Source organism: Emticicia sp. GW821-FHT11C11 (genome assembly GCF_058808615.1).
The window spans coordinates 201,982-215,177 of record NZ_JBXARV010000001.1; the positions used below are offsets into that span (position 1 = coordinate 201,982).

11 protein-coding genes and 1 pseudogene are annotated in these 13,196 nt (G+C 39.0%); 5 read left to right on the top strand and 7 right to left on the bottom strand.

What is annotated here, in order from left to right:
* Nucleotides 1–151 precede the first annotated feature (151 nt).
* The gene (gene mobF / locus AC1RRY_RS00770) at nucleotides 152–2,896 is read left to right on the top strand and encodes a MobF family relaxase (RefSeq protein ID WP_492856541.1); all 2,745 of its coding nucleotides are present in this window, start codon (nucleotides 152–154) and stop codon (nucleotides 2,894–2,896) included.
* Entirely contained in the window at nucleotides 2,880–3,263 is a 384-nt protein-coding gene (locus AC1RRY_RS00775) for a hypothetical protein (protein WP_492818957.1), read from the top strand. Before mobF ends, AC1RRY_RS00775 begins: the two co-directional genes overlap by 17 nt.
* A gap of 35 nt (nucleotides 3,264–3,298) precedes the next feature.
* Here the strand turns inward: AC1RRY_RS00775 and AC1RRY_RS00780 are convergent, their stop codons facing one another.
* The 6 genes from AC1RRY_RS00780 to AC1RRY_RS00805 all read right to left on the bottom strand — a co-directional run bounded on the left by AC1RRY_RS00780 (nucleotide 3,299) and on the right by AC1RRY_RS00805 (nucleotide 7,186).
* Nucleotides 3,299–3,781: a hypothetical protein gene (locus AC1RRY_RS00780; protein WP_492818955.1), complete on the bottom strand. Its 483-nt coding sequence runs from the start codon at nucleotides 3,779–3,781 to the stop codon at nucleotides 3,299–3,301.
* 158 nt (nucleotides 3,782–3,939) lie between these two features.
* Nucleotides 3,940–4,833, bottom strand: coding sequence for an ArdC family protein (locus AC1RRY_RS00785; protein WP_492818953.1), 894 nt, complete (start codon nucleotides 4,831–4,833; stop codon nucleotides 3,940–3,942).
* Between the two features lie 32 nt (nucleotides 4,834–4,865).
* Complete coding sequence (locus AC1RRY_RS00790) at nucleotides 4,866–5,339, bottom strand: JAB domain-containing protein (protein ID WP_492818951.1); 474 nt, start codon at nucleotides 5,337–5,339, stop codon at nucleotides 4,866–4,868.
* 298 nt (nucleotides 5,340–5,637) lie between these two features.
* Entirely contained in the window at nucleotides 5,638–6,153 is a 516-nt protein-coding gene (locus AC1RRY_RS00795; RefSeq protein WP_492818949.1) for a JAB domain-containing protein, read from the bottom strand.
* A gap of 17 nt (nucleotides 6,154–6,170) precedes the next feature.
* The gene (locus tag AC1RRY_RS00800) at nucleotides 6,171–6,950 is read right to left on the bottom strand and encodes a DUF8464 domain-containing protein (protein WP_492818947.1); all 780 of its coding nucleotides are present in this window, start codon (nucleotides 6,948–6,950) and stop codon (nucleotides 6,171–6,173) included.
* A 41-nt stretch (nucleotides 6,951–6,991) separates the two neighbouring features.
* A complete protein-coding gene (locus tag AC1RRY_RS00805; protein WP_492818946.1) occupies nucleotides 6,992–7,186 on the bottom strand; it encodes a helix-turn-helix domain-containing protein in 195 nt (64 codons plus the stop codon).
* Nucleotides 7,187–7,512: 326 nt separating this feature from the next.
* Between AC1RRY_RS00805 and AC1RRY_RS00810 the strand changes: the two genes are divergently transcribed.
* Nucleotides 7,513–7,677, top strand: coding sequence for a helix-turn-helix transcriptional regulator (locus tag AC1RRY_RS00810; RefSeq protein ID WP_492856543.1), 165 nt, complete (start codon nucleotides 7,513–7,515; stop codon nucleotides 7,675–7,677).
* Nucleotides 7,678–7,771: 94 nt separating this feature from the next.
* Here AC1RRY_RS00810 and AC1RRY_RS00815 read toward each other — a convergent pair.
* A pseudogene (locus AC1RRY_RS00815) lies at nucleotides 7,772–8,875 on the bottom strand (tyrosine-type recombinase/integrase); the annotation flags it as partial.
* A 731-nt stretch (nucleotides 8,876–9,606) separates the two neighbouring features.
* Here AC1RRY_RS00815 and AC1RRY_RS00820 point away from each other — a divergent pair.
* Together AC1RRY_RS00820 and AC1RRY_RS00825 are read left to right on the top strand one after the other, a co-directional pair.
* Nucleotides 9,607–12,342 carry an ATP-binding protein gene (locus tag AC1RRY_RS00820; RefSeq protein WP_492818942.1) on the top strand — a complete coding sequence of 912 codons (2,736 nt, stop codon included), beginning with the start codon at nucleotides 9,607–9,609 and terminating at the stop codon, nucleotides 12,340–12,342.
* Nucleotides 12,343–12,352: 10 nt separating this feature from the next.
* Complete coding sequence (locus AC1RRY_RS00825) at nucleotides 12,353–13,195, top strand: hypothetical protein (protein WP_492818940.1); 843 nt, start codon at nucleotides 12,353–12,355, stop codon at nucleotides 13,193–13,195.
* The last annotated feature ends 1 nt before the right edge of the window (nucleotide 13,196 follow it).

Below are 13,196 nucleotides of genomic sequence, written 5' to 3' on the forward strand. Positions count from 1 at the left end.
CTGATGAAAAAAATATACTGCTCCATACAGAAATCAAAGCACAGCTCAAGAGCCGATAATTCAGGCTACAAATTATACCAGACTTAACGAACCGACTGATTATCAAATTAACCAATCCGGCAAGCTATAAATTCAATGGCTCATGATACGGATGATACAAAGCACGTCTGCTGCCCATGCCAAAGCCTACTTCAAGGATGAACTCTCAAGGTCAGATTACTATGTGACCGATCAGGAGTTACAAGGGGTCATACATGGCAAATTGGCGGAACGTATGGGGATTAACGGACAGGTCACCAAAAACCTGTTCGATAAGCTGTGCGACAACATCCACCCGGTAACCGGCCAGCCCCTGACCCCCCGGACGAAAGGCGAACGGACGGTCGGCTATGACATCAACTTCCATTGTCCGAAGTCCGTCTCCATCCTGCACGTCCTGTCCAAGGATGGTCATATCCTGACCGCTTTTGAAAAAAGCGTCAGGGCGACCATGCAGGACATGGAGAAGGATGCCATGACAAGAGTGCGCATAGATAGGCGGGATTACGACAGGCCAACAGAGGAGCTTCTGTGGGTCGATTTCACCCATCAGACGGCGAGACCCGTGGACGGGTCAATGCCGGACCCGCATCTGCATGCCCATTGCTTTGTTTTCAATGCAACCTGGGATGCGGAAGAAGGCCGTATCAAGGCAGGACAGTTCCGCGACATCAAGCGGGACATGCCCTATTACCAAGCCCGTTTCCATAAACGTCTGGCCGATGAACTGATTAAGCTGGGCTACGAGGTACGCCTGACCAAGAACTCGTTCGAGGTCAAAGGCGTTCCGAGACATGTGATTGAACTGTTCTCCAAGCGCACCGATGAAATCGGCCGCGCGGCCTTTGAGAAAGGCATTACCAATGCCAAGGAACTGGACGAACTCGGCGCGAGAACGCGCAGCGCAAAGCAGAAAGGTCATTCGATGATTGACATGAATGTGGAATGGGTCAGACAAATTCACGATCAGTCAGCCCGGGAAGGCCGGACTGAAAACCCGGTTATCCGCTTCGCGAAACAAACATACGTGCCAATCATGACCCCAGAAAATTGTATAGATTATGCAGTAAAGCATAGTTTTGAAAGAGCCTCCGTCCTTCAGGACAGGAGGCTGCTTGCATCAGCCTATCGTTATGCCACAGGCTTTGCAAAGGTAACGCTGGACAATATCACCCAAAGTTTTGAACAGGATGCCCGCCTCATACAAGTAGAGGAAGGAAGCAAGTTCATGACCACCACGAAAGAAGTGCTGGCAGAGGAACAAAGAATGGTCAGGCTGGCACGACAGGGACTGGGAAAACTCAGGCCATTATATAACCAATTGCCGGAGATCAAACTTAAAGGAGAACAGAGAAATGCTATCGAGCATGTTTTAAGCACTACCGACCGGGTTTCCATTGTGACCGGCAAAGCCGGCACAGGAAAAACCACCACCTTGCAGGAATTGGTTCCTCTGATTGAAAAGACAGGCAAGATAGTTACCATCGTCGCCCCCTCGGCGGAGGCATCTCGAGGGATGCTCCGACAGGAGGGCTTTGCGCAAGCCAACACGGTGGCTAAATTGCAGCAGGACAAAGAGATGCAGGCCAACCTATTAGGCCAGGTTTTGATTGTCGAGGAGGCGGGCATGCTGGGAACCACCAAAATGACCAGCCTGCTTGAACTGGCCACTTATCAGAATGCGCGTCTGATACTGGTGGGCGACACCCGGCAACACGCAAGTGTGGACCGGGGGGACGCCCTACGGATATTGAATACAGTTGCCGGTATCAAGACGGCAGAAATCAGTAAAGTTTATCGTCAGAAAAACGCCATTTATAAAGAAGCGGTTGAGGATTTATCAGTTGGAGATGTGGAAAGTGCCTTTGAAAAACTTTTCGATTTGGGTGCCATCAAAAAAATTGACCTGATGAAACCATATGAGGGATTGGCACAGGATTATATAGAAACCGTCAGGAATAAAAAATCCGTGCTGGTGATTTCACCAACGCACAAGCAGAGTGATGAAGCAACTGACGCCATCAGAAAGAAAATGAGAGCTTCAGGGATGCTTGGCAGAAAAGAACTGGAAATTTCACGCCTGCAAAACCTGAACCTTACCGAAGCACAGAAAGCCGACTGGCGCAATCTGCATGAGGGCATGGTCATTCAATTCAACCAGAACCGGCCGAGCATCAAAAGAGGGAGCCAATGGACAATTAGAAGCAGTTCTGAAAAAGGTGTTGTAATCCAGAATGAAGAAAAAACAATTGCGCAGTTACCATTTGATAGAAGTAGAGATTATGAAGTATATGAGAAAAGCATGATACAACTCGCTAAAAGTGATATTGTCCGTATCACCAGGAATGGTTTTGATGGACAGAAGAACAGGCTCAATAACCAACAAATAATGGAAGTGTTAAAGGTTAAGAAAAACGGTAAAATTCAGTTGAGAAATGTTGTCAGCAAAGTTAAATATGAATTGGACAAAGATTACGGTCACCTGAACCATGCCTATTGCATGACTTCCCATGCTTCACAAGGAAAAACAGTCGATGAAGTGCTGCTTGTGCAGCCTACATCGACATTCCCGGCCACCAGTTCCAAACAGTTATATGTATCAGTCAGCAGAGGACGTGAGCGCGTCAGAATCTATACTGACGATGTGAAAGAATTGATGGAATATGCGTCAAAGATTGGTGACCGACAATCAGCAATCGAACTGATAAGTAACAAGAATAAGCGGAAATCAATGATACAGCAGCATATCCGAGATAAAATGAATAAGGACATGCCAAAGGATATGCAGAAAAACACGATAAAACAGGTAAAAAAACAATCACCGGATAAAGATAAAACATATGAGCCACGACTTTAAGCTGCGCATTGGCCAGATGAAAGAAAACATTCCGGCGCCATCAGAGACAGAGCCGCAAGGCGATGACGCGGAACAGTATCAGAGCAAAGGTTCAATCAGAACCTTTGCTCTGGTCTGGAAAGACGGCAGAATGCACGGATTTCCGTATGCCTATGTCTCTGGCTTTAAGTTTAGTATGGAGAACGAAAAGAATGTCATTACCATTGAACTGTCATCTGAAAAAATCAAGTTATATGGCTACGGACTGGCGACCTTATATTGGCAATTCTTTGACCAGTTACCCCGAATTATCAGAGAAGAAGATGAGCGGTATGCAAAACAGAAAGCATGTGTAGTAACTCGGATTGAGATTGAAGAAAAAAAGTAAGTCCCGGCAGAGGTTAATCTGCCGGGACTTGAAGATTATTGCATATAAGGTTCACGCTTGCGGATTGTGAAGTAATGACCATTGATATTGCTTACAATGTCATTGGAATTTTCCTGAAGCCAACCAGAGCCAATGTTAAACCATTGGGGGTCATTATTGTTTATGCCGGAACTAATAATATTAACACTATGTGTTGGCCTATTCGGATGTTCTTCATCTGGCTGGGTCTTATTTTCACGAATGTTATACATGGTTCCATTGATGCGAAAGTTGACGCCTTTTCCATCCTTGTTCTCCCATCCAGAACCGATTTTGTGCTTTCTGGGTTCGGAATAACCTTTGGTGAAGATATGAGCAAAGACATCATGGGTAGGAAGTTTTTTGGTAGTGGTTTCAGTTTGGTTTGTCATCATCAAATCTCCTTTGTTTGTGTTGATGATGGCAGCATAAAAGGCCCAAAAAGCGGGGATATGCCTCCCCGAGCGAAAAAAAATTGATCCGTAGCGCAGCGAAGGCATCCATTTATTTTCGGGAGTCGCTTGCGAGCTTTACGAAGTAAAGAGGGGTTAGCATATCAACGCGTTTGGGCCATGCTGACAGCAACATAAACGACAAACAAAGGAGCTGTTTTCATGATACAAATAATTGAAATCATCTATTAAACTTAAATCTGCCATTAGGTAGTCAATGCTGGTCTCTGGAAGCTGTGAAGAAACTCAGTGGCTCTCTGCGCATGGGAAGCTATGAAAAATATCAGGCGTTTATCATCATTGAGTGCTTTCAGCCAATGTTGTATGTATGCCGCATGATGAATTTCCGGTATAGGTGAAAATCCAAGGTCAGCAGCCAGAAAACAGGCTCCCAATTCGGCGACCAGTTCCTCTTTGGCGTAACCGGCATCACCCCATTGTTTACGGCCAAAGTCACGGTTCAAGCGCGTTTGATGCTTTGTCCAATGGGTAATTTCATGTGCCAGGACAGAATAATAGTCTTTCGCTGCTTGGAAACTTTCAATTGGTGGCATGGTCACGTAATCATGCACTGAATAGTAGGCTGCCTTGTTTCCTGAACGGATATCCGCTTTAGTCTGTGCAAAGAATGTTTCCAGCTTTTCAATGCGTTGTGGTGCATCATCTGTAATTTGCGAAGCAGTTTCATAGAAATGCTTTGGCAATCCCTCAATCTGGCAGGCATTAAAAACGGTGTAAGTCTTTAGAAAAGGAATCGGCACGATTTCCTTTTCGCCGTCTTTGTTTTCTTCTTCCTTCAAAAATTTGTCCGCATAAATGACCTGTGAACCTTTTTCACCTTTACGGACTGCCGCTTTCATAGTAATGGCTTGGTTAAAAGTCATCCAATGTGGTAGGTGATATCCTTTCTCTGAACCATATGCCCAAAGGGCAATGGTGTTGATGCCTGTGTAAGGGATGCCATTTGAGCGCAAAGGTCTTTGGACGTTTTGGGATAGATAATCTGCATTCCAGGGCTTGCGCCAGGTCAGTTCTCCTTTTTCAAGATCGGCAATGATTTTGTTAGTGATGCGGGAATAGATATCATCGGATTGGGTCATTTTAATATCTCCTGTAGCTAGAAGTAAAACCCTTATTCGGGCATGATGTTGTGGTTTCTAAACGAAAAAAATCCATGTTTGGAAAGGATAAGATGGTCAACGATTTTGATGCCCATTACCGTGGCAATCAATACCAAAGCTTTAGTATGTGAAATATCATCACCGCTTGGTATAGTGTTACCACCTGGATGATTGTGTGCCAGAATAATAGCAGTAGCATTTGCCTTGATTGCAGCAGTTAAAACCAAGCGTATATTAAAAGAAGGGTGAATGACTGGGCTCGATGCCAGATGGATAACTCCGAGGCAATGACCTGTGTTATTTAGTAGGAGAACTTTGCACTCTTCGACTAGTTCAATCTTGTTTCTGTCCCAAGAACAATTGAAGATATCATAAGCTGTAGAAGTATTGGGAACCTTAATTCTATCCTCAAAGGGGATGTTATTTTGATCGCTGATTTCAATATCTGGTACCTGAAACAATTCTGGGAAAAGCGGCTTGTTCATTATCAGTTCTCCTTTGTGGGTGGTGGATGATGGCAGCAAAAATGGCTCAAAGCGCGGCGATAGCTCCCCGAGTGCCGCACTATAGGCGCGAGTCGCCCCGGCGAGCCTTTTTTACGCAGTAAAAAAGGAGGGATAAGCGTCATCGCCGCGATTTGAGACATGCTGACAGCATACAACCACCACCCACATGGAGAATATGAATGTCAGCTTGTCTGAATGGATTGGTAGCAGAAATCTTGCTTATCAGGTCAGAAATGCATAGATTTGATTTTTAGTCACAGCAAAAGTTGTTTTGGGTTCAAGGGGAGAAACCTCGTCTCCCCCTGACTTTTACAGGATTAACAGGCACATTCAGCAAATTATTTTCACCAAATGAAAAGTAACTTTCTTTGGTAAGGATTAGATGATCCATAACAGGTATATCAAATAATCTTCCGACTTCCTGTAATTTTCTCGTAGTCAATCTATCAACCTCACTAGGTATCAGATTTCCACTTGGATGATTATGAGCCAGAATAATTCCACTCGCATTGGATAAAAGGGCTATGGAATAAATAATTCTTGGGTCCATACTACAGCCATTTGGACTACCTGTAGCTATATCAGAAACTCCAAGACAGTAATTACCCCTGTCAAGCAAGAGAATTTTTACTTGCTCAATCAATTCTATTTTGTTCTTGTCCCAAGCATTTCTGAAAATGTGATAGGCATCTTCAGAGTGAGTTATTCTAACCCTTTCGTTACACGGAGTAGGGTTTTGGTAGGAAGTCTCAATTTTAGACGCTTGAAAGTTTTGTAAGGCAAAATCATTCATAGTATACTCCTGAGTTATTAAAGGTTGGCCTGTGCTTTATACCAATCATTCACATTATCGAATGGTTGGTAGAAGGCATTCATTGTGATGTGAATGAGGCTTGCTTCCTGTCTGACAAGAGAGGAAATGTGCCGAATGGCGCGTCGGCCATCAGGGTTGCTAGGGAGCCAGGAATAGACTTTTTTATAGGCAGATTGGTAAATATATCCCTTTACTTGAGTTGTCAATTCGAGAGAGTTAAGGATGATAGTATCTGTTTCCAATCTATCAACTTTCAAATGAGAGAGCACAGAAAGATAATCCCAACAAGTATGAAAGATATGGAGAGCATCAGTTTTTGGGTTCTTTCCTCTAATAAAAGATACGGTTGGCTCACCAACCCAACCTTCCATCAATGGATTGGAGATAAAGAAACCTTCATTTTCATTCTGAAAGCCCAGAGCAAAGTAATGCTTCTTATGAACAGGCGAATAAATCTTCAATTCGACCAAATATTGTCGGGCAGTATTGAAAGGAATATGGAAGTCATTCAGATAAACCAATAAAGCCGGATTTCTGATTGTACTATTCTTTTTGATAAGCCGTGCCTGATTTCCATCTGGCACTTCTTTTTCTTGGGTGGAACCCATAACGGAAATCCAACGCCTAGCATCGAAAGGTGTGTAGTCTTGTTTATGTGTTTTCAGGTATTCACAAACAAGGTCTATTATTGCCTTATCTTCTGCTGGACAAGGGGATGTTTTGATTTTATCCAGGATTTTGGACATAGAAAGGCCATTCGCTGAATCAACATTCATAGCGATCTCCGTTGAACGATTAGAAATTAGTAGTAGTAGCTTTAGAACGACAATCTTTGTTCAAGAAACAGCAGAAGATCTGACCTTCTATATCGAACCAATCTGCCGACCCTGACAAAATTCAAATTGTATCGTCCGGTTGATGCCCAGACAGCCAGAGTATTCGGTGAAATACCAAGAAATGCTGCTGCTTCCCTGCGGGAAAATAACAGTTTCTCTTTCTCTTTTTCATGCATTGTAAAGTCCTTCTGATTGTACTTGTCGTTGCATCATTTCGATGGCTGACATGAGGACTATTTTTAAAATGATTCTCCGTTGTGTTGAATTTTAACCGATACATATAACGTCATAAAGAATGGATAAAAAAATAAACACACATTTGCATGAAGGGGATATTGATTAAGTCTCATACAGATTGCTTTTGCAATGGCAGATTGCATTTCATGTAGAAAAGAAACATCATTCAATGAGCCATCTAAAATGAAAGTTGATTTTCTTTCACAAAACAGAGGTATTCAAAATGCTAGAAAATTCTGATAAAATTGAAAAGCTAGATGGATTTATGCGCCTGAATCAGGTATTGAAAGTTATCCCTGTTTCAAGGGCAACGTGGTGGAATGGATGTAAAACGGGACGGTTCCCGAAACCGTATAAGATTTGTCCACGTGTGACGGCATGGAAAATGAGTGATATACAGAAATGCCTTGATGGCTTTTCATCGACATAGAGCAAGATATATTTTTTGCACTTAACGAATCAATGTAATTCGCCCAATCCTGCATCATTTTTACTCTTTCTGAAATAAAAGTGGCACGGTCATAAGCCTTATCAACTGCACTTTTGGGGACATGTGCCAATTGTCTATCTACCACTTCGTGTCGATATCCCATTTTCTCTTTAATCGTACTCATGGCTAACGATCTGAAACCATGACCGGTCATTCGGTTTTTATAACCTAATCGCCCAAGTGCCTTAAGTATGGTATTATTGCTGATTGATTTCTTATTATTAATTGTACTTGGCAAAATATAACCATCAACCCCAAAGGCCTGACCCAATTCTTTCAAAACTTCTATAGCCTGTTTTGACAATGGCACAAAATGAGGTCGTCTCATTTTCATTCGTTCTGCGGGAATATTCCAGATGGCTTTCTCTAAATCGAATTCATGCCATTGTGCATTTATTAATTCATTTGTACGAACAAATGTTAGTAGAATAAGTTTAATGGCCAGAATAGTTTGCCGGAATAATCGAGCATCATTCTTATTAATTGCATTAATTAAATCCGGAAGACTATCTGCATCAATAGAAGCGAAATGGCCTTTCTTATATTTTTTTAATGCGCCCTTTAAGTCAACGGTAATATCTCTTTCAACTCTTCCTGTGACAACAGCATATCGCATGATCTGGCCAATTATACGCAAAAGCCGGTGGGCTAAATCGTTTGCCCCTCTTTCTTCTATTTTCTGAATACACACCAATATGTCATGTATGCTGATTTCATTAATTGGTAACTTCCCCAGGCTTGAAAAAATATTTTTCTCCAATCGACGAAGCAATTCGTCAGCATAGTTTTTTGACCAAGTAGAAAGATTTCGGTGACGCCATTCCCTGGCAACTAACTCAAATGTCTGTAATTGTTTGAATCGGTATAGCCTTTTTTCTTCCTGTTTGAGTTTGGAAGGGTCAATACCAGCATCTAAATTCTTTCTTGCTTTGACCTGTATAGTTCTGGCATCAAATAATGAAACACTCGGGTATTTCCCTATAGTTAAAAGTTTTTCCCTGCCATTAAACTTAAACTTGAACCGCCAAACCTTAGTTCCCGTAGGCATGACCTCCAAATAAAGTCCGCCACCATCGAACATTCGATAATGCGTATTTTCAGGTGTGGCTTTACGGCACTCCAGATCAGTTAAAGGCATCTGAACCTCTCGGTGGGGTATTTTTTTTGAGGCATGAAAAAGTACCCCAGAAAATACCCCTAAAATGGGCTGGATTTGCCAAACTTACTATGCGGCTAATGTGGTATAAGACCATAAAAAGCCAGCAATTATATTGGCTTATTAGACTGTATTGGATGAGATTTGACATGGTGATGGCGGACAGGATGGGATTGGAGTTGAGAGGATAAGTGGTTGTTTTAGTAAGTATTTTATCAAAGTTTGTTAAAAGTACCCCATAAAACACCCTTCAAACAATAGACTGTGTTAGACAATTGTATAATATCTATCATAAAATCTTTATGGAAGCAAATCTTTTGTTTTATTAGAAGCCCCATTTAGTTTACAAGACAAATAATCAGTTTCCTCAAAAATATACCTATGCTAAACATAGAACTTTTTTAACTATTCGTGTTTTGACAATATCTGTGATGGGAAAGCCGATTTGCTTAGAATGAAAGGTATCAATGTAACCAAATTTACAAATTAATTTGACTGATTTTGTGTTATTATATTAGAAAGTCAATAAATTTGTTTTATTTAGATAAGAAATGATATGATACGTAAAATAGATAAAAACCTTTATTGAACAATGTGAAACGGATTCTTGAGTTACTATTAAAAAATACAAATAGTAGGTACTTAGCAAATAATAAGCTTTTCAATGCTCACACTAACGACTTGCTTTCTTCAACTAATAACAACAACCGATAATGGAAGAAAGAAATTGCCTAATATTATCACAGTATAGACAAGGTGGTGACTACAATGATTTCATTGGAAAGTACTACCATTTTCCCGCAACAAATAAAAAAAGTTATTTAAACCAATTTAATTCTCTCCCGATAGAATTTGTTTATTATGAGCCAACAAGGGAAGATGGTAAAGGTGAATTTTTTGGATACGGTAAAATAGTCAATCCTCCATTTCCGGATAAGAGGGAGCCAAATTACTATTTCGTTGAAATATCAGATTATAAGAAGTTTTCTACACCAGTAAGTCGAATAAATGTTAATGGAGAAATTTTAGAGGAAATAAATAATAAAGAATTTTATAACGCTCAGAATGCAGTAAGAAAAATAAAACCTCAATTCTTAGACGAATTATGCCTTGATGGAGGGATACAACTAAACTTCAAAGCTGATGCTCATCTTGTTCAAGTTTTAGGTGAGCAATTGATAGCATCTGAAAGAGTTGGAATTTTGGAATTGATAAAAAACTCCTTTGATGCAGGGGCTTCTCTTTGTAAAGTTAGAATTGAGAAAATTCCAGGAATACCGAAAGTTGAGCAATTAGAAAAGTCAGAATTTGAAAATTTAGCTGGTCCTGTAATTGTAATTGAAGATGATGGTAAAGGCATGAGTAGAGATGTAATCGAAAACGGTTGGCTTAGACCTGCTTCAAGATTGAAAACAAATGTAAAAGACGAAATTAGAAGACAAAGAGAGGATGCTTTAGAAAAAGGTAATATTGGTGCATTCAATAGTTGGTTAAAAACATATAGAGCAGCTAATAAAGGAAGACTACCTCTTGGTGAAAAAGGAGTAGGAAGATTTGCTACACATCGTTTAGGTAAACATTTAATTTTAAAAACAAAAATCAAAGAGAATCCTTATGAGTTTGTTCTTAAAATAAATTGGGACGACTTTAATGCAAACCAAAATGGTTTTTTAAATCTTGAATCCGTAGGTGTAACATTGACTAAATCTGTTCCAACAAGAGATTATGGTGTAGATGATTCAGGTACTCAACTTATCATATTTGGAGGTCGAGAGGGGTTTGATATTTCAAAGAGGGATGTTCAAGATATTTATGATTCGATTCAAAGTTTAAATTCTCCTTTTACAAATCCTTTTACCAAAAAAGCAGAAAATAGAGATATTACAAAATTTAATGTTTTGTTTGAATGCCCACAATTACAATCAGAGCTAAAAACTGAGAATATCTATGATATTGCACCACCAGTTTTCATTTTTGATGCAATAGTTAATGATGAAGGACAAATGGAATATGAACTAAAATTTAGGCCCACAAGTCCTGAAATTCCATATAGTTCTCAAGAATTGAAAGGACATTTTGACTTAAGAATGCTAAAAAAAGACGAGTTTAAAATCAATAACAATGAATATCGGAAACCTGCTTCTGGTGGATTCTTTATTCACGTCGATGTTTGGTATAGAACATCACCATGGATTCCAACAATAAGTATTAAAAGAGCGTCTGATTGGCTTGATAATTATGGAGGTATTGCTCTTTATCGAGATTTTGTTTCCCTTTTCCCAGCAGACTGGGGTGCTAATTATGATTGGTTAGATTTAAGCAAACGCCATATAAAAAAAGGAAGTAATATTTCGTATTATAATATGTATGGATATGTTGAAGTGTTTCAAGATTCTAATATTGATATAATAGATAAAACTGATAGGCAAGGACTATTAGAAAATCAAGCGTTTCAAGAACTTTCACTCTTAGTAAAAATTATTGTTGAAAATTTCATTGAAAAAGAATTTATTGGAAGACGACAGGATTTTACTGAATTAAAGCAAAGTATTATTCATGAGCCAAAAGAAAATATTGAGAAAGTTGGGCGAGAATCTTCGAAGTTAGTTGGCAATATTTTGAACAAGTATGATATAATCCGTGATCCAATGCAATTGCTTTTAGATTTCGGCAATGACATAGATAGGAAAGAAAAATTAGTTGATCTTCAATCATCATTACAAAACCTTGAAAAAAGTGTAAAACAAATTCTAATGATTGAGGAGAGATTGGTTGAGAACGCTGGATTTGGACTGTCAGCAGCTGTTGCAATTCATGAATTAGCAAAAATTACGGGTAATTTCTATAATGGAATTACAAGATTATTAAAAGCAGATAAATTGGATAAGTCGAAACTCGAAGATTTGAAAGATGCTGCTTCATCTCTGAAGTCGGAACTTAAAAATCTTAGTCCATTAAGAAGTATAAAAAATGAGCCAGTTAGAGCATTCAATATTTCAAGGGCAATCGAATTTGCAGCAGATTTTTATAAGCGGACTTTTGAAAAATATAATATCGAGTTTTATTACAATCAGGAAGAGGACTTCTCAATTATTGAAAGATTTGGAACTATTTGTCAAATATTTACAAACCTTTTTGATAATAGTTCCTATTGGTTAGATACAGATGTTTACACTAAGGATAGAAGAATAGAATTACGATTGAATAAGGAGCGTAGAACTATCATAGTTGCAGATAATGGTCCTGGGATAGATAATTCAATCCTTCCATATTTATATCAACCTGGTGCAAGTATGAAAAGTCCCCCAAGTGGTTTGGGACTCTATATTTGCCAGTATTACATGAATAGAATGAGAGGTCAAATAGGACTAACAAATCAGAAAGACAGAATTCAAAATTTAAAAGGAGCTCAATTTACGCTTGATTTTTCAAGAGTTGATGAATCATAAATAAAATACAATGGCTACTGTAACAGTTGGAATTATTGATGATGGATATCCAGTAATGGGTGAAAAAAAATTGTCCATCGAAAGAATTGAACAGCTTACTTCTTCAGAAGAGGACTGGGGACAAGAAGAAAGCTTGAGAGAATTAAGTATACAGCTTTCTTCTAAATCTAGGATTTGGAAGCGAAAAATTCAATTTCAAGCATTTAACCATCCTCAAACTTTTAAAGAAGAGCCAATAATTAATACAGATTTTCTAATTTATGATTGGGAATATAAACCTGTAGCAGCATCGACAGAAGATTTCTATGAAATTCTAAATCTTACTACCTCAAAAATATTCATTTTTTCTGCCTATGATAAAATTGATAAAATTCCCTCATTGCTTGATGGAAGTAAATTCCAAGAATTTAAAAGGCAAAATCGATATGAGATAAAAAGTAAAGGAGATGATAATGATACGGATGCTATTATAAGCAATATTATGGCAAAATTTGAAGAGGGCGAAGAGGTTATGTGGGAAAATCAAGCAATTAAAATTATTCCATCAAGATATTTAATTGATCAAGAAGATTTTTGGAAAATAAAATCGATAGTAGGAACAAGTTCTATATTACAATATCTTGAAAATTCTAGTAACATTTTCAATGAAGAAACAATTGAAAATCTATTCTCTAGTTTATCAAGTCCATTTTTTATTGATTCTAGAAAAAATATACTCTCTTCTTTTGAAAGCGAAATTTTAAAATCAGGATTTGGTAGCCTTCAAAAAATATCAGCTATAGAAGCACTTCAAGCTTTTGGCATAGACAAAATAGAAGAGGCAAAAGAACAAGGCTTTACTGAGATTAAATAAT

What these genes read in the sequence shown, in the direction of transcription:
- mobF (WP_492856541.1), top strand. Translation starts at nt 152, where the DNA reads ATGATACAAAGCACGTCTGCTGCCCATGCCAAAGCCTACTTCAAGGAT.
- AC1RRY_RS00775 (WP_492818957.1), top strand. Translation starts at nt 2,880, where the DNA reads ATGAGCCACGACTTTAAGCTGCGCATTGGCCAGATGAAAGAAAACATT.
- AC1RRY_RS00780 (WP_492818955.1), bottom strand. Translation starts at nt 3,781, where the DNA reads ATGCCTTCGCTGCGCTACGGATCAATTTTTTTTCGCTCGGGGAGGCAT.
- AC1RRY_RS00785 (WP_492818953.1), bottom strand. Translation starts at nt 4,833, where the DNA reads ATGACCCAATCCGATGATATCTATTCCCGCATCACTAACAAAATCATT.
- AC1RRY_RS00790 (WP_492818951.1), bottom strand. Translation starts at nt 5,339, where the DNA reads ATGAACAAGCCGCTTTTCCCAGAATTGTTTCAGGTACCAGATATTGAA.
- AC1RRY_RS00795 (WP_492818949.1), bottom strand. Translation starts at nt 6,153, where the DNA reads ATGAATGATTTTGCCTTACAAAACTTTCAAGCGTCTAAAATTGAGACT.
- AC1RRY_RS00800 (WP_492818947.1), bottom strand. Translation starts at nt 6,950, where the DNA reads ATGAATGTTGATTCAGCGAATGGCCTTTCTATGTCCAAAATCCTGGAT.
- AC1RRY_RS00805 (WP_492818946.1), bottom strand. Translation starts at nt 7,186, where the DNA reads ATGCATGAAAAAGAGAAAGAGAAACTGTTATTTTCCCGCAGGGAAGCA.
- AC1RRY_RS00810 (WP_492856543.1), top strand. Translation starts at nt 7,513, where the DNA reads ATGCGCCTGAATCAGGTATTGAAAGTTATCCCTGTTTCAAGGGCAACG.
- AC1RRY_RS00820 (WP_492818942.1), top strand. Translation starts at nt 9,607, where the DNA reads ATGGAAGAAAGAAATTGCCTAATATTATCACAGTATAGACAAGGTGGT.
- AC1RRY_RS00825 (WP_492818940.1), top strand. Translation starts at nt 12,353, where the DNA reads ATGGCTACTGTAACAGTTGGAATTATTGATGATGGATATCCAGTAATG.